This window comes from Neisseria sp. P0008.S010 (genome assembly GCF_051962715.1).
In the GTDB taxonomy this organism is placed as follows: Bacteria; Pseudomonadota; Gammaproteobacteria; order Burkholderiales; family Neisseriaceae; genus Neisseria; species Neisseria elongata.
In genome coordinates, this window is sequence record NZ_JBQCVA010000007.1 from 1 (window position 1) to 15,422 (window position 15,422).

The window sequence follows — 15,422 nt, forward strand, 5'->3', positions numbered from 1 at the left end:
ACGGTTCGGGTTAAGGGTAAATCTGATTGCAGGACTGATTAATGCGATGGGATGAATATTTTCGCAAGAGGTCTAATAAATTCCGACACAACGCTTGACAGCCTTAAAGAAGCCGCTATAATGGCGGCTTCTTTGCTTCCGGCAAAGAGACTTCCGAAATGCGGGAATAGCTCAGTTGGTAGAGCGCAACCTTGCCAAGGTTGAGGTCGCGAGTTCGAGACTCGTTTCCCGCTCCACAGTTTGAAAAAATCCGGTTTACGCGGGAATAGCTCAGTTGGTAGAGCGCAACCTTGCCAAGGTTGAGGTCGCGAGTTCGAGACTCGTTTCCCGCTCCAAAAAAACCGTATTTTTAATTATGCGGGAATAGCTCAGTTGGTAGAGCGCAACCTTGCCAAGGTTGAGGTCGCGAGTTCGAGACTCGTTTCCCGCTCCATTTAAGATTAAGTTGTTTTCAAAACAACTTTTTTCTTTATGGCGGGATAGCAAAGTGGTTATGCAGCGGATTGCAAATCCGTCTACGCCGGTTCGATTCCGACTCCCGCCTCCAACAGACAACAGCCTTCACGGCGGGGTGGCAGAGCGTTTATGCGATAGGGGGTGCAACCTCTATACAGGCCGGTTAAAGTCCGTGCCCCCGCCTCCAAAAGTTTATCTTTACCCTTCCGGGAAAAGATAAAGCCCGGGTGGTGAAATTGGTAGACACAACGGACTTAAAATCCGTCGCCCCTAATACGGGCGTACCGGTTCGATTCCGGTTCCGGGCACCAGAAATTTAAAGCTCAATCAATTGGTTGGGCTTTTTCTTTTCCCTGGTACTTTTCTTGACTTCAAAACGGACTGTGTCCATTTTGTGTCCGAATTTTCTACTGTGCCTCCCATTAGATTGTCCAATGCACGCGAATGCGTCAGCAGATGTGCGGACGACAAGTGGGCATAGCGTTCTACCATCGCCATACTCTCCCAGCCCCCCATCTCTTTCAACACCGCAACAGGCACGCCGCTCTGTATCAGCCAACTTGCCCATGTGTGCCGGAAATCATGCCAGCGAAAATCACTTATACCGGCATCAGCCAGTGCCTTTTCCCAAATCTTGCGGTTCAGTTTGGTAATGACTCTGCCGTTTTGCGTAAAAACGTATTTCCGGTGCATCCCCATCCTTTCAGACAAAATATCCAGCGAACGGTCGTTCAATGGCACGGCTAGAGGGCGGCCGTTTTTGGCTTGATCGGGATGGATCCACGTAGTGCGGTGCTGCAAATCCACTTGCTCCCAAGTCAGACCGAATACGTTGCTTTGGCGTAGCCCGGTATTCAGGCTGAAGAGTGCCATCTGCTGCCAAACCCCGGGAAGCGCATCAACCAGCCGTTGTGCCTCTTGGGTAGTCAGCCAGCGGATGCGCTTTTTCGGCTCTTGGTACAGCGTCAGCTTGGGTGCCTTGTCTATCCACTCCCATTCCCGTTCTGCTTTGTAAAGAATGGAACGGATCAGGGCGAGATAGCGGTTTTTGGTGCTGTTGCCGCAACTGAAAGCAGCAACGTTATCCATGACCAGTTTGCGGCTGATTTGGTGCAAATAAACGCCGCGAAGAAAACCAAGCCGGCGTAAGCGGCGGATATCGTCGATAATGCTCTTTTTACCCCCTTTCTCTTGCAGCCATTTGACTGCGGCTTCGTCCCAAGTCCGTTTGGGCTTGGTGCCGAGCCGTGTCTGCTGCCAAAGCTCGTGTTCTAATTTGGCGCGCAGTTCTTGGGCTTGCTGTTTGTCTTGTGTGCCAGCAGATCGTCTAAGACGCGTGCCGCCCGGGAGGCGGATGTCAAGATACCAGATGCCGCCTCGCTGATAGATTCCCTGTCGGGATTTTGATTGTTTGGACATTTTTGTTCACTCCTGCTTGGGAGTGATGCCTGCACGGCATCATTCTCTTTTTCAGTCAGAAAAGCGTCAAGTGTGCTGTAGCGGATAACGAAACTGCGCCCTACTTTGACGGCGGCAAGTTTTTGGTCGCGAATCAGCTCGCGTACGGTCTGCGGGTGGACTTTGAGAAAGGCTGCGGCTTCCTCAACGTTGTAGGTTGGCTGTGCTAATGGCAGCATGCTCTTCTCCTGATAAAAAGGCAGCCTGAAACTTTCAGGCTGCCTTGACGGTTTGTTCGATTTCGCCGATGTCGTGCTCAGTAAGATAACCGAGTATCGGGTAGCTTGCTTTCATTTGCTCCCATTCGTGGTGTGTCAGTCCCATACCGTTAATCAGAGAGGCCAGGGAATAACCGCCCCTGCCGTGAATGAAACCGAGTATTTGCGCTTCGGCCAGTGCGACTTGCCGTTCTGCTTCCTGCAGATTCGGGGTAATCTGTTCCATTATTTCTATCCTATGTTTTCAAAAACTTCATACGGTGCGTTTTCCCGCATTCTGCCCAGCAGCTCCGCCATGCGGCGGCGCGTTGCATTGGCTTCCAACACTAACCAGTGTTTGGGCGTGATGTGAAAAAACAGGCAGTAGCGCCCGTCACTGCCGGCCAGCGGCACAAGACGGTAATGCGGATAACGGTCGGATGCCGGCATCACATCCGGCGGCAGTTTGGTTGAGCGGAGTGTTGTGGGTGTGGTATTCAGCATGGTTTACTCCTTTTATCTGGCCAACCAAACCGCCAAGCCCAAAATCAGCAGTTGCACAACAAGCAGCAGAATTCCAGCCTTCAGCAGCAGGCTTTTCAGGCTGTCGGCAAAACCGTCCAAATGCTGCTGCGCCTGTTTGGCGGCTTGTTGGGAAACGCTGCGCTGCAGCTCGGCTTGGCCGGCAGCGCGGTCGGCACTGTTTGCCTGCAAGATTTCGGCCACCATCTGCTGCTTTTTGCGTTCCATCTGCTGTGCCGCTGCCAAAACCGGGGCGGCGGATTCGTCAAAGGCCGTCTGAAAATCTGCTGTCGCCTGCTCGTGTTGCTGCGCCAAAGCTGTTTGAAAATTGGTGAAAACCGCAGCCAGTACTGCCTGCTGGATCAGCATATCGGTCATGGCCGGATCGTCGGCTTCGATTTTCAAACCGGCTTGGGTCAGGACGGCGGCTGCCAGCTCGTCGGCATCCAACAGGCGCATGGACGGGATTGCCTGTCCTGCTGCCGCGTCAGGCGGGTTCATGACCGGTTCTCCGCTTCGGCGGCCTGTTGTCCGTTTTGCGTGGCAAGGAAAGGAACATCGTCCAACTGCATCCAAATGGTATCGCGCAGTTTCAACAGCCGGTTGCGCGCCCATCGGCCGAATTCGGCGGCATCAATCTCGTCAAACGTCAGGTTGCGCTCGGTCATATCGGCGATGTTTTTGCCGTAGGTGTCGGCATTGAGCGCGGGAATGCGGATGATGCCGGCGATGCGTTTTTTGTATTTCTCATAGACCTTAAACTGGTCGAAGGGCTTGCCGTTTTCGTGGATTTTTCCCTTATGCTCGTTCAGCCAGATGACTGCGTCGGCATTGACGGCCTGAAGTATCTGAACCATGCCTTTCAAACACTCGTCTTTGGCCTGCCCGCCGTTAAGCGGAATATGCAGTACCAAGCGCACGCCTTCGTCAGCAAGGATGTCGGCAACGTCGTTTTCGGCGATATAAGCCATCAGTGGTCCGAAAGTGGCGGTGCCGTTGTCCACCACGCCGTAGCCGTCGGTATCGATCAGGCTGTCCATCAAACCGTCGAAATGGGAGGTGTCGATGGTTTGGGTGGTTTCATCCAGCAGCTCGATAATTTGCGGCGACAATGCGGCATAGTTGGCCAACGTATGATTGTTGGGATCGGTGTCGAAACAATAAACCGCAGTATCTGCCCGATCGCGCAGATACTGTGCCAGCAGGCAGGCGGTAAACGATTTGCCGACGCCCCCTTTACCCTGCAATACGAAATGCACTTCTTTCATAAGATGAATTTTCCTGTAATTGAAGCCGTCTGAAAATGAAGTTTCAGACGGCTTCTGTGAATAAAAAGACCCGCAGATTCGCTGCTGCGGGCAAACTGTTCGGAGCGCACGCACTCCAAGCAGAAGTGAAGCAGTTTTTCTTTCAGTGTCCCACCCAGCGGCCGCCTTTTTCCGGCGTACCTTCATAGAGCACGCCTTTGTCCATATCCGTCCACGGATGGTTAAAGTATGCGCTACAGTAAGACGGCGGAGTGTTACTGATGCGTATTTCCTTGATTTCCTTACACTCGTTGTAATATCCCCTACATACCTGTGTTTTTACGACGTATTTCAGCATTTTGTTGAGCGACTTCGCATCACACCGTCCGGCTCCGTTGGCCAGTGCGCCAATCAGATCGGACATCCCCTCCTCTTTTGCGGCGGGACAAAGATTGAGGAAATTGAACCGGGCGCGGATGGTATCGCCCAGCCGCTTGTGATTGATTGAGAAATAACGCTGTAGGGAACGGGCGCACTCGCCCGGACGCTCGCTGCTCGACAAACACAGAATAGCCTCGCAGGCCAAGCCAGTATCCCCTGTCAGCTCTTTGCCCAAATCCTGCACTTTGTCCAAGGCTGCGGCCTGAACCGGCAAAACGGCGGCAACAGCGGCGGCGGCAAACAGAGTTTTGATTTTTGCTTTCATAATTGACTCCTAAATATCCGCCAAGGGCGGAACAATAAAAATGCCGCCCGATAGTGCGGCAGCATCCTTGCTTTTGTCAGATAAAAACCGGATAATTGCGGCCTCTCACAGCGTGATTACCCTGTTTTCACCGATGAAGAAGCCGCTTTTGCAAGAAAGCGGCTTCTTCATATCCTGACAACCCGCACTGCCCATCCTTCCGCGCATCTGCTGACGGATGCCGCCCGAACGCTGCCGGACATCAGTCTGTCCACCAGCCGCAGGGCAGCAGCCTGCGTCGGATAAACGCCCGCTTCGGTAACTGCTTGCGGTTTGGGTTTGTTCTTCATAAAAGTCATAGTCAAATCTCCTGATTTGGTTTAAAAAAAAGCAGCCTGAAAATATTTCAGGCTGCTTAGGGAAAGGCGGGTATCCGACTACGCGTGTTAAGATTGAGTTTCCACACAAAACCTTTTCACGAACAGGAAGATACCCATGGAAAATCAAAGTACGCCTACCGTATTTGAGACCATCGCTGTTATAGCCGTTATTGTCATGTATTTCTATTTAGGTATGCACGGCTATTTGTTGCTTGCCCATTGCGGTTTTCTCACTTACTCCGCATGGGCATTGTTTCAAAAGCGCAAGCGCATCATGGCAGCCAGAAGAACTATAGAACTTTTTGTTTGCTCGGCAGTATCGTTTTTTATTGCCAAAGTACTGGCAACGGGACATTTCAACCGCAAATACGGAATTTTCAAAGAGAATCTTGATTACTCTTCCACCGCATGGGCTATGTTCATCGCCTGCACCATCTTGTTATGTGCTCCGTTGCTCTGCCATTCCGTCAGATTCACGTGGAGAGCATTACAATCCGAACAGCATATTGTCTCATCGCTTAGCAACGCCATCTATGCTGCATCGTGTTTGCTGCTGACCGCCATATTGTCCGTTGCCTACGAAAAAGCAGAAAAACAAGACTTATGGCTGCTTTGGCTGGACGCTTATTTGTATTCGGACTGCAATGCGCCCGAAGGCAGTTATACAATCCGCAAAAACAACGAGACCTGCTATCAATTCATTTGGCAACCTTATTTTCAGCTTGAACTTCGGGAATATCCCGCACCCAAGCCATAGGAAAACATTCCGCAAGCTGCTTTTCGGCCAACTCGCTGTATACCAGATTATCCGCCCGAAACGTTTCGCCCAAGCTGTCGGTCAGTTTCAGTCTGCCCGATCGGGTGAATGAGATACGGCGGATTTTTTCAGCAGGGCGGTAAAATTCCTGTATCCCATTGTCCCAATAAAATCCGTCTTGTCCGAAGCGGAAATTCTGCTCTTCGTCTTCGCAAAAACTAATCGCCGCCATCGTAGCGAATAAACCAATCATCAAGCCGATAACGGAATAATGTTCAAGAGTTTGCCAGCCAAACGGAACGCCAAACAACAGGTGTTTTCCAAAAAACACAGAGGCCACTATCGGTGCCAAACCGAACACGACCCCGGTGAAATAGACTTCATACTGAATGCGCGGTACTTTTTTCAAACGGTATTCGAAATATTTAGACATAAGCGTATATTTATTAAAAGTCAGCGTAAAAAATCTTTATCACGTATGGTTTCAGCAGCATCAGCACCTGCTGCCGACTATCCCCGAATAAACCGATCCAAACGATCTGCATACTGCGGATAATCCGAAACGAATTGAACCAAACACTCCCTGATCAGTACATCTTCAACAAATTTATTTGTCTCACTGCGTTTAGGGAGATTATGCAAAACGTCTGATAACGTTCCGATTATTGCCAGATTTTCAATAATCTCGGTTTCAGACTGCCCGGCGCTATTAACGGACAAATTGCGGATAATCAGAAATCCGTTTTTTGCCAAATCCAAATAATGTTCGGACTGCATATCCAAACCTTTCAAATAATTAAAAAGCAGCCTGAAAACGGTTTCAGGCTGCCTAGAAGAGAATACCGGCCTATTCATGCGTTAATACCCGGCCAAAATAAAGCTGCGGTGTGCAAAGGATACGGTAACGGCAGGCCACACCTGCGCCGCTGCGCCCTTTCCGCCTGTACTGCCGGTGGAAACGACAAGCCTGCCGTTAGAGTTCGGTTTGGTGTTGCGGGTACTCTGCTGCTTAACCTCCTTTCTTTGAAGAATGAAAAAAGCCCGACGGCTCGGTCGGGCGGTGTTTCTTTTCAGACGGCAGCAAATCAGTTCTGCCCGTCTTCTTCAGGATAAAACCCCTCATCCAAAATCTGTGTGATTGTCCAGATCGGGCTTTCAGGGAAAACCGATTCGTCCAATCCGGTTTCCTTACTGGCGGCCAATACTGCCACCTCCCACGCATCCTGCACAAACTCACTGTTTTCCAGCCGGGGTTTCAGGCTGGGCGAGCGTTTCAGCCGGATAGCAATTCGTTTGCGCTGCTCTTTAATCGTCAGCAGCCAGCTCCTGCTGCGAAGATTCGGTTGGAAACGGTATTTTAGCAAGTGCATGATGAGAACGGTCAGGCGGTTTTCCAGTTCGGACAGTTCGGAGCTTCCCATGATTTCCATTTCCTCGGCCAAATTTTCATAATCGATGCTGTTTACCAGCCCCGCACGCAGAAGACCCGCCTGTTCGGCAGCCCAGCGGGCAAAGTCGGTTTCGTACAGTGTTGCCATTTTTTCACTCCTGTTCTGTCGGGCAGATAATTTTTTGTTTTAACTACCTGCCCATCTTATCAAAAAAGGACAATTCCCCAAACAGAAGCCTGCTTATGTCCTGCACAAGCAGGCTTGAATTTGGGTAATGTTCAGGCCGTCTGAAAAACTTTCAGACAGCCTGTCGCATTTTGCAAAATCAGGATTTCACGAACTCCGTGAAATCCGACCACTGTTCAATCCGGAACGCCCGTATATCACGGACGGAATCGGAAAACCACGGCAGCAGCTTCAGTGCGGAAATGGCGGAAAACAGATTGGCCATGTTTTCGTCCCGGCATGTGTACAAGCTGCCTTGAACGCGCTCAAAGCCGAATTTGCGTAACGTAGAACCAATATCCGCATAGGCTTGCGAAATGCCTTTAGGATGATTCCGGGCGGTATCGGCAACCACCAAGTCAAAAGAAATCGCGTACATCACACAGCTTTCGGGTCTTGGAAAATATGGGAAAGTTTGTATTGCGTCTGTTCTCCACTTTCGGGCAGCTCGATATTCACGAGCCAGTCGCCGTCGGGAAGCTGTTCGGCAGGCGTGCCGACAATATACATCACACCGTCATTGCCGAAAGTGCGTACCGAACCTGTCGGCACATTGGCTGTTGTTTCCATTATGAACTCCTTACTCGAGATTACTCATTGAAATTATAGCATCAAACCAAACAGAAGCCTGCTTATGTCCTGCACAAGCAGGCTTGAATTTGGGTAATGTTCAGGCCGTCTGAAAAGACGGCTCTATATATAGACGGGTCAAACCCGTTTGCCCGCGGATGCGGGTTTAAAGTCAAATTGTCGTTTGGGGCTTGTCCGTAGATTATCGCCCCGCATCGGGGATACGCCCCGATTACAAGATACGTCCGGCTGCCGCCTGTTACCGGACGCGAATGCGCTACCCGGATGCACAGCATTTACTTGCGTCGGCCTGTCGGATAAGGCCGGCAGCCTGTTAACGCTTTCCCCTGACTGCTGGGCGGCTGCAACGCTGACGGATTGTTAAGGATCAAGGTATTGCTTCAATGTTTGCAAGTTTATCAAATGATAAATTTAAAAGCAAGTGAAATTTATCATTTGATTTATTTTTGTGGGATTTTTTCTACAAGGGACAATAGAATTCGCCGAGTAATAACGCTTTGGCATTTTCATTTGGCTTATTAAGGAGCAAAAAATGCAAAACTCCCCTTTTTTAAATGATTCCGACTTCATTACATGGTTAGCAAACAAGGCTTGGATTATTTCTATTGATGACGATAGTCAAATCAATATCAAATTGTTGAGAGATGAAGCATTTGTTGTAATTCCTGAACAACTTCCTGAATTGGTATTAAATAGGGATTTGATTAGCAACGAGATTGCGCAAGCGATATACATAGCTTTATCAACGCAACGAGAACTTGATAAATAGGAAAGCAGCCTGAAAGCATATTTAGCTTTCAGGCTGCTTTTTCTGTGGATTGGTCTCAAACCAGTTATGTGACAGACTACCTAAAAATTTCCAGAAATCTTGTTTTTAGAATAAATTTCTCAGCACTGTAATCACACGTCCCACAATCCCAATTTCGCCCATTTTAGAAAAAGGGATAATTAAATCGGGAAATAATGCTTTATCTACATTATCGCTAGACAACCTAAATTCATCCCCAATTAGTCTAAAAAACCGCTTCACATATAGGCGTCCGTTCATACAAACCAAAAACACATTTGCATCAACCCATTCATTTTGTGCGGCATCAACAATCAAACGGTCATTAACTATCAGATTGGGCGACATATTATTATCGCTAAAATCATATTCAAACACTTTTTCAGATGATACTCCGTTGTCTAGCAGCCATTTTTTAGTCAAAGCACCATCCGCAATTTTTTTTAGTTCGAACGAATTACTGTTTGAACTAACGGAGACTTTAATTAAAGGAAGGTAAATAGACGTTTCAAACGGAAATGCGTTTTCCGATAAATTCACGGGAGATGGCTGGTCTAAAAACCCTGTACTTAAACCAAGATTCCGTTCAATCTTTCGAGCGAGCTGTTCGCCCAAATTTCGAATGGGGTTCATGCCAATAATATGACTCAACTGACTTGGGACAATATCTGCTTTATCTGCCAATGCGCGCTGTCCGCCGTACTGTTCAGCTAAAAGGCGCAGATTAGCTCGTCTGATTTCTTTGGTATCCATAATTAACGAATCTACCAAGAATAAAACGTCAATAAAACGCGCAACAGATAAACAAATATTGCTTAAAAGTTTATCAAATGATATATTGACTGCCTAATTATAGGAGCTTTCATGAAACTATCCGATTATTTTAAAAAGATGCCGCGTGGCACAAGATTAACTTTGGCTGAAAAAATCGGTTGCCACCCTGTGTACCTTACTCATATATCTACAGGGCGTAGGATACCGTCTGCAAAAATGGCGATTGATATTGAAGCTGCAACAGATGGAGCAGTCAGTCGCTACGATTTACGTGATGATGCCTTAGAAATTTGGGATAACACTCAAAAACGTATCTAAACCATGCTCATCCCTGATCTCAAACCCCACCTGACGCAAGCCTTCTCACCGCTGTACACCGATTTCATTCCGTTGTGCGACGGCAATATGCAGGCGTGCGAACTGCTGGCCAACCTGTTCCATTGGACGGAATGGGCGGAACAACAGCCGGATTACCGCGAGCGCTGCGGGTGGATTTACAAGACCGCCGAACATTTGAAAGCAGAGCTGGGCATGACCCGGCGCGGCTATCAGAAAGCGCGTGCCTGCCTGCTGGATTTGGGCGTCATCCAATACCGGCGCGGCGGCGTTCACGGCAAAATGCACTGGCTGCTGAATGTAGCCAAGTTGGCCGAACTGATTTACACCAAAGTGCGCGGCCGTCCCGCGCCCGCATTCAAATCCGGCGAACAGTTCGATGCCGACGGTTTCAGGCTGCCTGCCTTTGTGCCGCTGGATCTGTGGAATGCCTATCTCAAAATGCGTGCAGAAAAAGGCAAAGTCCTGACTGCTGCGCAAAAGAAAAACCTGCTCAAAACCCTGACCGGCTTTCATAAGAGAAAGCTGGATCTGTCCCTTATCATCACCAATGCCATCAACGGCGGCTGGTTCGGCTTCTACGCCCCGGACAACCGCCCCAAACCCGCTGCCGCCAAAGACGGCAACGCCGCTATGATGGCCGAGTATCAAAAAGTAATAGCCGAAAAGGCCAAACCGCCAACCGATCCGCCGCCCCGCAGTCGCAATCCCGACAACGAATCCCGGCTAAAAACGCTGGATCTTCTGAAAAAACGCTGAAAAGGCTGGCTGGCTTTACGATACAGCCGCTTTCAGGCTGCCTGCAAACCGTAAAACCGGCCGTTTTCCCTGCCCAAACCGCCAATTCCACCCGCCCGAGCCGTTAAAAAGCCGCCGGCGGGATTTTTTTACCTGCGAAACGGCCGGTTTTCTCCCACAAAACGGTTTTTTTCCTGATTTTCGGCCGTTTTCCTGCTGCTTAAATTCTCCTTTTTTATCATGTCTTTGCACAAAACGGACAAAGTACACTGCACAAAACGGTACAAGTTCTTTGCTCAAAAAAGCCGAACTCTATACAGAGAGGACTTACAGAGACGACAGGCATAGAAAAAGCAGCCTGAAGGCTGCTTTGGTAGGGTTGTTTTTTTTCAGCAATGACTCCCACTATGCCGGAATGGAATCAGAAAACTATTCTCCGTTGCTTAAAAAACAGGCGGGGGTTTTTGCAAAAGGAAAATAGGTGCTTAGATGGATACCGTTCAGTTTATCCCCAAATTTTGTGGGCAATCCTGATATTAGTACAGTTCGTCTCTATCCATTTCCGGTGGTGGCCAAGTGAATTGGTTTTTACCAATACGTACTTTATGCAGTTTGCGGATACGCTCAGCCTCTTTACGCTTCTCCTCCGACAGCTCGCCTGTTTCGGCCTGTACCTCGGAGGAATGCAGTGTCTGCGGCAACATTACCTCGGCATCATTTGCTAAAACCGCCCTTTCCTCCAAAGCGGCCGAAGCCTTGCCCGTCTCCTTTGGTTGATGACCTTCCCGATCGTGCCTGGCAAGAAAGAGGCTGACCGTTTTTTGACTAACCTCCACCCCGTTCATGGCAAGGAAAACCACAATCTGCTTTTGCGTATAGCCGTTGTTCCGTAGCAAAATAATGTCGTCTTTGAAAGGTTCGAGCTTGGAAACCCTGCCCGCACCGGTTTCCTGTTCCATAAACTCAACAGCCGAAACCTTCAAATTTGCGCCGGATTGCCCGTTGGCTTTGCCCCTCTGGGATGACTGCCGCACGCGGATAAAATTGTTAAGCGCTGTTTGGCTGACCTCCACCCCATTCATGGCAAGAAAAGCCATGATCTGCTTTTGTGTGTAGTTGTTGCTCTTCAAAAGCAGAATATCATCCGACAACGGCTCAAGTTTGGAAACTCTTCCTTTGCCGTTTTCCGCTTTCATAAATTCCTCAGCAGATACTGAATTATCTATTTTCATACCGCATTATTCCAGTTAATACCAAATAAATAAATTTTATACCTTTAAAATTAAATTTTACGGTAAATTCCATTTTTTTAAAGCCGATAAATCGTTAAGTTCCATTAAATACCTTTATTTTAGTGTAAATATTTTTAATTTATACCCGTTATTTGTACCTTAAAATCTATTTATTTTCTCTTTTAAACTATTCTTTTACCTTTTTAAGCTGATTTATTACCGCACGGCGCGAATCTCATTTTTCAAAAAACAAAATTAAAACCAAATAAACAATACAAAACTAAGAACGCAGGATAGGCACAAGGTGCCAAAAAACGACCTAAACAACAAACAAATTCCACCTCACGGCGGAAACGCCGCTACGCGGCTACTGTACATGCCCTAAAATTTGCTATCGTTTAAATAAACTGATAGCATTGCTCTGCTTTATCTTTAAAGGAGCAACAAATCATGGCATCCGTTCTCATCAGAAATTTGTCAGACAGCACCCACAACGCGATTAAATCCCAAGCACGGGCGGCCGGACGCAGTACCGAGGCTGAAATCCGCCTGATACTGGATGCTGCCGTACAGCCTAAAAATCCTGTCCGCTTAGGAACGTTGCTGGCCGGAATAGGTAGGGAAATCGGCGGTGTGGAATTGGAAAATGTCCGCGATAAATCAACAAATATCGAAGTGAATTTCGAATGATTTTGCTGGATACCAATGTTGTTTCAGAAGCGCTGCGTCCTGATCCAAATACCAAGGTCATTTCATGGCTGGACGAGCAGATTTGGGAAACGCTCTATTTGTCCGCCATCACGGTTGCGGAATTGCGGATGGGGGCTGCCGTATTGCCTGACGGCCGCAAAAAGGATTTGCTGGTTGATCGTTTGGAAAACAGAATATTTCCGTTATTTGAAGGGCGGATTCTGTCTTTTGACGAGCCGGCGGCGGCGGTTTATGCACAAATACGTTCGGCCGCACGCAAACAGGGCAAAGCGGTTGCCGCTGCAGACGGCTATATTGCGGCTACGGCAAAATTGCACAAAATGGTTGTGGCAACGCGGGACGTTTCTCCTTTCCTTGCAACAGGTTTGAAAGTTTTTAATCCTTGGGCTGATTAACATCCGGTAAAAACAAAAAAAGCAGCCTGAAACGGTACGGATACCGTTTCAGACTGCTTTTGATTGTGGCGCATTTTTAGAAAAGTTATTGTCGGAAGGGTATACAACGACTATACTTTTCATAGTCGTATTTTAGGAAGGAGACAGCTTATGCCTGCAAAACAAGCCGTGTTCAATTTCAAACTGGAAACCGAATTACGGGACGAATTCATGGCTGCAGCGGAAAAATCCCACCGGCCGGCTGCTCAGATTGTACGGGAGCTGATGCGCGAATTTATTCGCAGACAAAACGAAGAAACGGCATATGAGGAATTTGTCCGCCGGAAAGTTCAGGCTGCGCGTCAGTCTGCCCGTGAGGGCAGGGTAATTTCTTCATCCGATGTCGAACGGGACTTCGAGCAGCGAAAAGCGGCCGTAAGAAAGGCATAAATGGACGTTGTATGGACTGCCGATGCCTATCGGGACAGGGATGCCGTTTGGCAATATCTGTTTGCAGAAAACCCGCAGGCCGCTGCCGATATGGACGACAGATTTGCAGAAGCGGCCGATTTGATCGGTACGCAGCCGATGATGGGCAAGGAAGGACAAATCGAAGGGACGCGGGAATGGCTGCCCCATAAAAGCTACCGGATGATTTATGAAATTTGGGAAAACAAAGTGTATATTTTGTCCATTATCCACTGCTCACGGCTTTATCCGCCCTGATAACGCCCTGATAACCGGCAGACAACAAAAAAAGCAGCCTGAAACGGTACGGATACCGTTTCAGGCTGCTTTTTGCTGTGTGTTTGGTTGTAGAAATGCCGATTCAGCGTTCGATGTCACCATTGTTGCGTTCTGGCCGCTGTGGTTTGGGTGTTTCAGGCTGTTTGTGCGCTTGTGCCTGTTTGAGCTGCAGCAAGGCGGTGCGCTGTTTGTCGTATTCCTGCTGCATCCGCGTATCGTGGCCGGCTTCGGCAAGCTGCTGCGCCAGTTTGGCGATGTCGCGTGCTTCGGTTTTCATGCCGGAGGCGTAGAGGCTGCGGGCAAGCCCTTTGTAGCGCTTGACCAGTTGGGCACGGGTGTCCGTGCTTTTCCTGCGGTAGGGATTCTCCGGCCGCCGGCCGTTTTGCAGGGCTGTCTTCAGGCTGCTATCGCGCTCGGTGCTGACACGGGATTTGGCACCCGGTTGCCGTTTGGCCAACCGGTAGTCGATAGCACGGACGGTGCCGTTCAGCCCTTTAACCGTTTTGCCCCGGTGCTGGCGGCGGGTCGCAGCACACTGTACGCCTTCGTCGCGCAGTTTTTCGGCAAAGCGCACGCGCCACTCGAACAGATCGTTTTTGCGCGGGTTGATGCGCTGCCCCATGCTGTCGCGCATCAGTACGCATAGGTGGACGTGCGGGTGCGGCGGCTCTTTCGGATCGTCGGATTCGTGGTGCAGGCCGAAGGCGTAGCGGTGGCCTTTGAACTGCTCGGCGGCAAACTCGCGGGCGGCGTTGAGTACGGCCTGCGGCGGTGTGCCGGCGGGCATGGAGAGCACGATGTTGAGGGCTTCGCGGTATTTGGTCTCTTCGTCAATACCTAGCCTGTCGCGCCAGTGGTCGAGATGGTCTTTGACGGCCTTTTTGCCCTTGAGCTTTTCGCCGTCCTGCGTTTCCAGCTCGATTTTGCCGTTGCGGGAAACGTAATCAAGATGGTTGCGGATGCCCTTCATGCCTTTGGAATTGCTGCTGTGGCGTTTGGGAATTTTTACCATTACTTCGGGATGCTTGCGTGCGGCCGCGCGCAGGTTGGTGAGGGCAGTGCCGGTTTTCAGGGGACGTCTGCTACCGCCGGAAAGCGGATGCCGCCGTCCCTGAACGGCAAAAGTGTCGTATAAAAACCACTTGTCCAAATCGGTGTGTTTCATGGTTTTCTCCGTTGTGCAAACGAAAAAAGGCAGCCTGAAACCTTGTGCGGGTTTCAGGCTGCCTGCGGTTGGGCGGAATTACCGGTTTTCCTGCCAGTGGCGGTAACGTTTGATGATACTGCCTACTTCTTTGGTATGGCTGAAAATAATTCCTTCTAATTCCTTGAAGTGTCGCGATGACAGGGACGCACTTTCGCCTGCGTTCAGATGGCGGGCGATTTGGTTGAGATTACGGCCGATGGCGCTGAGTTGGACATTGGATTGGTACAACGCGGCGATTTCATTGTCGGACGGAACGGGATGTCGGCCGACATACATGTGGACAATATCGCGCACGGCATCATTGACCGTACCTTTGCGGACTTCGGCCAGACGGAGCAGATAGCTGCGGTCTGCCGCCGGCAGGCGCACGGTAATGCGCCGGTTGGCTGCCGGATGCTGTGCATGATTCGGTTTTTCCGGTGGCGTGGGGGATTCCAGCATGGCTTGCAGAGTCTTTTTGGCCAGCAGGGAGACACTGGCCTTGCCGTATTTCTTTAGCGCGATTTGGCGCAGGGTTTCTGTTTCAAACCGGCTCAAGCCGAATACACGGATGGGTGCGGTATCTTTTTCTTTGCTCATCGTTCAATCCTCAAACAAACAGGCCGTC

The 15,422-nt window shown here is 49.6% G+C and carries 25 protein-coding genes and 5 tRNA genes; 13 read left to right on the forward strand and 17 right to left on the reverse strand.

The window, feature by feature from the left end:
- Positions 1–160 precede the first annotated feature (160 nt).
- From ACTHSL_RS03170 to ACTHSL_RS03190, 5 genes are all read left to right on the forward strand, one after another.
- Positions 161–236, forward strand: a tRNA-Gly gene (locus ACTHSL_RS03170).
- A 23-nt stretch (positions 237–259) separates the two neighbouring features.
- A tRNA-Gly gene (locus ACTHSL_RS03175) sits at positions 260–335 on the forward strand.
- 22 nt (positions 336–357) lie between these two features.
- Positions 358–433 (forward strand) — tRNA-Gly (locus tag ACTHSL_RS03180).
- 40 nt (positions 434–473) lie between these two features.
- Positions 474–547 (forward strand) — tRNA-Cys (locus ACTHSL_RS03185).
- A gap of 130 nt (positions 548–677) precedes the next feature.
- Positions 678–767 (forward strand) — tRNA-Leu (locus ACTHSL_RS03190).
- 16 nt (positions 768–783) lie between these two features.
- Here the strand turns inward: ACTHSL_RS03190 and ACTHSL_RS03195 are convergent.
- The 8 genes from ACTHSL_RS03195 to ACTHSL_RS03230 all read right to left on the reverse strand — a co-directional run bounded on the left by ACTHSL_RS03195 (position 784) and on the right by ACTHSL_RS03230 (position 4,924).
- Positions 784–1,845, reverse strand: coding sequence for a site-specific integrase (locus tag ACTHSL_RS03195; RefSeq protein ID WP_162817695.1), 1,062 nt, complete (start codon positions 1,843–1,845; stop codon positions 784–786).
- Positions 1,728–2,093, reverse strand: coding sequence for a helix-turn-helix domain-containing protein (locus tag ACTHSL_RS03200; protein WP_114922562.1), 366 nt, complete (start codon positions 2,091–2,093; stop codon positions 1,728–1,730). Before ACTHSL_RS03200 ends, ACTHSL_RS03195 begins: the two co-directional genes overlap by 118 nt.
- A 34-nt stretch (positions 2,094–2,127) precedes the next feature.
- Entirely contained in the window at positions 2,128–2,358 is a 231-nt protein-coding gene (locus tag ACTHSL_RS03205) for a hypothetical protein (protein WP_114922563.1), read from the reverse strand.
- A gap of 5 nt (positions 2,359–2,363) precedes the next feature.
- Complete coding sequence (locus tag ACTHSL_RS03210; RefSeq protein ID WP_440380314.1) at positions 2,364–2,615, reverse strand: hypothetical protein; 252 nt, start codon at positions 2,613–2,615, stop codon at positions 2,364–2,366.
- Positions 2,616–2,627: 12 nt separating this feature from the next.
- Positions 2,628–3,134 carry a hypothetical protein gene (locus ACTHSL_RS03215; RefSeq protein WP_440380315.1) on the reverse strand — a complete coding sequence of 169 codons (507 nt, stop codon included), beginning with the start codon at positions 3,132–3,134 and terminating at the stop codon, positions 2,628–2,630.
- Positions 3,131–3,901 carry a nucleotide-binding protein gene (locus tag ACTHSL_RS03220; protein ID WP_440380316.1) on the reverse strand — a complete coding sequence of 257 codons (771 nt, stop codon included), beginning with the start codon at positions 3,899–3,901 and terminating at the stop codon, positions 3,131–3,133. The genes ACTHSL_RS03215 and ACTHSL_RS03220 overlap by 4 nt, the downstream gene beginning before the upstream one ends.
- A gap of 142 nt (positions 3,902–4,043) precedes the next feature.
- Entirely contained in the window at positions 4,044–4,586 is a 543-nt protein-coding gene (locus ACTHSL_RS03225; RefSeq protein WP_440380317.1) for a TrbM/KikA/MpfK family conjugal transfer protein, read from the reverse strand.
- A 167-nt stretch (positions 4,587–4,753) separates the two neighbouring features.
- Positions 4,754–4,924: a hypothetical protein gene (locus ACTHSL_RS03230; RefSeq protein WP_440380318.1), complete on the reverse strand. Its 171-nt coding sequence runs from the start codon at positions 4,922–4,924 to the stop codon at positions 4,754–4,756.
- Positions 4,925–5,060: 136 nt separating this feature from the next.
- Between ACTHSL_RS03230 and ACTHSL_RS03235 the strand changes: the two genes are divergently transcribed.
- Positions 5,061–5,702 carry a hypothetical protein gene (locus ACTHSL_RS03235; RefSeq protein ID WP_440380319.1) on the forward strand — a complete coding sequence of 214 codons (642 nt, stop codon included), beginning with the start codon at positions 5,061–5,063 and terminating at the stop codon, positions 5,700–5,702.
- Here ACTHSL_RS03235 and ACTHSL_RS03240 read toward each other — a convergent pair.
- From ACTHSL_RS03240 to ACTHSL_RS03260, 5 genes are all read right to left on the reverse strand, one after another.
- The gene (locus ACTHSL_RS03240; RefSeq protein WP_440380320.1) at positions 5,644–6,135 is read right to left on the reverse strand and encodes a hypothetical protein; all 492 of its coding nucleotides are present in this window, start codon (positions 6,133–6,135) and stop codon (positions 5,644–5,646) included. The two genes, ACTHSL_RS03235 and ACTHSL_RS03240, sit on opposite strands and share 59 nt — an antisense overlap.
- A gap of 77 nt (positions 6,136–6,212) precedes the next feature.
- Entirely contained in the window at positions 6,213–6,479 is a 267-nt protein-coding gene (locus tag ACTHSL_RS03245) for a hypothetical protein (RefSeq protein WP_440380321.1), read from the reverse strand.
- A gap of 308 nt (positions 6,480–6,787) precedes the next feature.
- A complete protein-coding gene (locus tag ACTHSL_RS03250; RefSeq protein WP_440380322.1) occupies positions 6,788–7,240 on the reverse strand; it encodes a DUF29 domain-containing protein in 453 nt (150 codons plus the stop codon).
- Positions 7,241–7,418: 178 nt separating this feature from the next.
- Positions 7,419–7,697: a virulence factor gene (locus ACTHSL_RS03255; protein ID WP_440380323.1), complete on the reverse strand. Its 279-nt coding sequence runs from the start codon at positions 7,695–7,697 to the stop codon at positions 7,419–7,421.
- Positions 7,697–7,888: a DUF5397 family protein gene (locus ACTHSL_RS03260; RefSeq protein ID WP_440380324.1), complete on the reverse strand. Its 192-nt coding sequence runs from the start codon at positions 7,886–7,888 to the stop codon at positions 7,697–7,699. The genes ACTHSL_RS03255 and ACTHSL_RS03260 overlap by 1 nt, the downstream gene beginning before the upstream one ends.
- A gap of 553 nt (positions 7,889–8,441) precedes the next feature.
- Between ACTHSL_RS03260 and ACTHSL_RS03265 the strand changes: the two genes are divergently transcribed.
- Positions 8,442–8,678, forward strand: coding sequence for a hypothetical protein (locus ACTHSL_RS03265; RefSeq protein WP_440380325.1), 237 nt, complete (start codon positions 8,442–8,444; stop codon positions 8,676–8,678).
- A gap of 105 nt (positions 8,679–8,783) precedes the next feature.
- Here ACTHSL_RS03265 and ACTHSL_RS03270 read toward each other — a convergent pair whose 3' ends face one another.
- Positions 8,784–9,449, reverse strand: coding sequence for a S24 family peptidase (locus ACTHSL_RS03270; protein ID WP_440380326.1), 666 nt, complete (start codon positions 9,447–9,449; stop codon positions 8,784–8,786).
- 111 nt (positions 9,450–9,560) lie between these two features.
- On the opposite strand from ACTHSL_RS03270, the gene ACTHSL_RS03275 reads away from it, so the two are divergent.
- The gene (locus ACTHSL_RS03275) at positions 9,561–9,788 is read left to right on the forward strand and encodes a transcriptional regulator (RefSeq protein WP_410842134.1); all 228 of its coding nucleotides are present in this window, start codon (positions 9,561–9,563) and stop codon (positions 9,786–9,788) included.
- A 3-nt stretch (positions 9,789–9,791) separates the two neighbouring features.
- Positions 9,792–10,565, forward strand: coding sequence for a hypothetical protein (locus ACTHSL_RS03280; protein ID WP_440380327.1), 774 nt, complete (start codon positions 9,792–9,794; stop codon positions 10,563–10,565).
- Positions 10,566–11,080: 515 nt separating this feature from the next.
- On the opposite strand, the gene ACTHSL_RS03285 is transcribed toward ACTHSL_RS03280, so the two are convergent.
- On the reverse strand, positions 11,081–11,776 hold the full coding sequence (locus tag ACTHSL_RS03285) for a hypothetical protein (RefSeq protein WP_440380328.1): 696 nt from the start codon (positions 11,774–11,776) through the stop codon (positions 11,081–11,083).
- Positions 11,777–12,226: 450 nt separating this feature from the next.
- Here ACTHSL_RS03285 and ACTHSL_RS03290 point away from each other — a divergent pair, with 450 nt between their 5' ends.
- The 4 genes from ACTHSL_RS03290 to ACTHSL_RS03305 all read left to right on the forward strand — a co-directional run bounded on the left by ACTHSL_RS03290 (position 12,227) and on the right by ACTHSL_RS03305 (position 13,587).
- Complete coding sequence (locus ACTHSL_RS03290; RefSeq protein ID WP_440380329.1) at positions 12,227–12,466, forward strand: FitA-like ribbon-helix-helix domain-containing protein; 240 nt, start codon at positions 12,227–12,229, stop codon at positions 12,464–12,466.
- A complete protein-coding gene (locus tag ACTHSL_RS03295; RefSeq protein ID WP_440380330.1) occupies positions 12,463–12,882 on the forward strand; it encodes a type II toxin-antitoxin system VapC family toxin in 420 nt (139 codons plus the stop codon). Before ACTHSL_RS03290 ends, ACTHSL_RS03295 begins: the two co-directional genes overlap by 4 nt.
- A gap of 150 nt (positions 12,883–13,032) precedes the next feature.
- On the forward strand, positions 13,033–13,311 hold the full coding sequence (locus ACTHSL_RS03300) for a hypothetical protein (RefSeq protein ID WP_440380331.1): 279 nt from the start codon (positions 13,033–13,035) through the stop codon (positions 13,309–13,311).
- Positions 13,312–13,587 carry a type II toxin-antitoxin system RelE/ParE family toxin gene (locus ACTHSL_RS03305; RefSeq protein ID WP_440380332.1) on the forward strand — a complete coding sequence of 92 codons (276 nt, stop codon included), beginning with the start codon at positions 13,312–13,314 and terminating at the stop codon, positions 13,585–13,587.
- A 103-nt stretch (positions 13,588–13,690) separates the two neighbouring features.
- On the opposite strand, the gene ACTHSL_RS03310 is transcribed toward ACTHSL_RS03305, so the two are convergent.
- Together ACTHSL_RS03310 and mobC are read right to left on the reverse strand one after the other, a co-directional pair.
- Positions 13,691–14,773 (reverse strand): relaxase/mobilization nuclease domain-containing protein, encoded by a 1,083-nt coding sequence (locus ACTHSL_RS03310; RefSeq protein ID WP_440380333.1) that lies wholly within the window; start codon positions 14,771–14,773, stop codon positions 13,691–13,693.
- Positions 14,774–14,851: 78 nt separating this feature from the next.
- Positions 14,852–15,394: a plasmid mobilization relaxosome protein MobC gene (mobC, locus tag ACTHSL_RS03315; RefSeq protein WP_440380334.1), complete on the reverse strand. Its 543-nt coding sequence runs from the start codon at positions 15,392–15,394 to the stop codon at positions 14,852–14,854.
- Positions 15,395–15,422: the final 28 nt, after the last annotated feature.

What these genes read in the sequence shown, in the direction of transcription:
- ACTHSL_RS03225 (WP_440380317.1), bottom strand. Translation starts at nt 4,586, where the DNA reads ATGAAAGCAAAAATCAAAACTCTGTTTGCCGCCGCCGCTGTTGCCGCC.
- ACTHSL_RS03295 (WP_440380330.1), top strand. Translation starts at nt 12,463, where the DNA reads ATGATTTTGCTGGATACCAATGTTGTTTCAGAAGCGCTGCGTCCTGAT.
- ACTHSL_RS03200 (WP_114922562.1), bottom strand. Translation starts at nt 2,093, where the DNA reads ATGCTGCCATTAGCACAGCCAACCTACAACGTTGAGGAAGCCGCAGCC.
- ACTHSL_RS03215 (WP_440380315.1), bottom strand. Translation starts at nt 3,134, where the DNA reads ATGAACCCGCCTGACGCGGCAGCAGGACAGGCAATCCCGTCCATGCGC.
- ACTHSL_RS03230 (WP_440380318.1), bottom strand. Translation starts at nt 4,924, where the DNA reads ATGACTTTTATGAAGAACAAACCCAAACCGCAAGCAGTTACCGAAGCG.
- ACTHSL_RS03235 (WP_440380319.1), top strand. Translation starts at nt 5,061, where the DNA reads ATGGAAAATCAAAGTACGCCTACCGTATTTGAGACCATCGCTGTTATA.
- ACTHSL_RS03270 (WP_440380326.1), bottom strand. Translation starts at nt 9,449, where the DNA reads ATGGATACCAAAGAAATCAGACGAGCTAATCTGCGCCTTTTAGCTGAA.
- ACTHSL_RS03300 (WP_440380331.1), top strand. Translation starts at nt 13,033, where the DNA reads ATGCCTGCAAAACAAGCCGTGTTCAATTTCAAACTGGAAACCGAATTA.
- ACTHSL_RS03265 (WP_440380325.1), top strand. Translation starts at nt 8,442, where the DNA reads ATGCAAAACTCCCCTTTTTTAAATGATTCCGACTTCATTACATGGTTA.
- ACTHSL_RS03205 (WP_114922563.1), bottom strand. Translation starts at nt 2,358, where the DNA reads ATGGAACAGATTACCCCGAATCTGCAGGAAGCAGAACGGCAAGTCGCA.
- ACTHSL_RS03240 (WP_440380320.1), bottom strand. Translation starts at nt 6,135, where the DNA reads ATGTCTAAATATTTCGAATACCGTTTGAAAAAAGTACCGCGCATTCAG.
- ACTHSL_RS03255 (WP_440380323.1), bottom strand. Translation starts at nt 7,697, where the DNA reads ATGTACGCGATTTCTTTTGACTTGGTGGTTGCCGATACCGCCCGGAAT.
- mobC (WP_440380334.1), bottom strand. Translation starts at nt 15,394, where the DNA reads ATGAGCAAAGAAAAAGATACCGCACCCATCCGTGTATTCGGCTTGAGC.
- ACTHSL_RS03310 (WP_440380333.1), bottom strand. Translation starts at nt 14,773, where the DNA reads ATGAAACACACCGATTTGGACAAGTGGTTTTTATACGACACTTTTGCC.
- ACTHSL_RS03210 (WP_440380314.1), bottom strand. Translation starts at nt 2,615, where the DNA reads ATGCTGAATACCACACCCACAACACTCCGCTCAACCAAACTGCCGCCG.
- ACTHSL_RS03250 (WP_440380322.1), bottom strand. Translation starts at nt 7,240, where the DNA reads ATGGCAACACTGTACGAAACCGACTTTGCCCGCTGGGCTGCCGAACAG.
- ACTHSL_RS03245 (WP_440380321.1), bottom strand. Translation starts at nt 6,479, where the DNA reads ATGCAGTCCGAACATTATTTGGATTTGGCAAAAAACGGATTTCTGATT.
- ACTHSL_RS03220 (WP_440380316.1), bottom strand. Translation starts at nt 3,901, where the DNA reads ATGAAAGAAGTGCATTTCGTATTGCAGGGTAAAGGGGGCGTCGGCAAA.
- ACTHSL_RS03275 (WP_410842134.1), top strand. Translation starts at nt 9,561, where the DNA reads ATGAAACTATCCGATTATTTTAAAAAGATGCCGCGTGGCACAAGATTA.
- ACTHSL_RS03285 (WP_440380328.1), bottom strand. Translation starts at nt 11,776, where the DNA reads ATGAAAATAGATAATTCAGTATCTGCTGAGGAATTTATGAAAGCGGAA.
- ACTHSL_RS03280 (WP_440380327.1), top strand. Translation starts at nt 9,792, where the DNA reads ATGCTCATCCCTGATCTCAAACCCCACCTGACGCAAGCCTTCTCACCG.
- ACTHSL_RS03260 (WP_440380324.1), bottom strand. Translation starts at nt 7,888, where the DNA reads ATGGAAACAACAGCCAATGTGCCGACAGGTTCGGTACGCACTTTCGGC.
- ACTHSL_RS03290 (WP_440380329.1), top strand. Translation starts at nt 12,227, where the DNA reads ATGGCATCCGTTCTCATCAGAAATTTGTCAGACAGCACCCACAACGCG.
- ACTHSL_RS03305 (WP_440380332.1), top strand. Translation starts at nt 13,312, where the DNA reads ATGGACGTTGTATGGACTGCCGATGCCTATCGGGACAGGGATGCCGTT.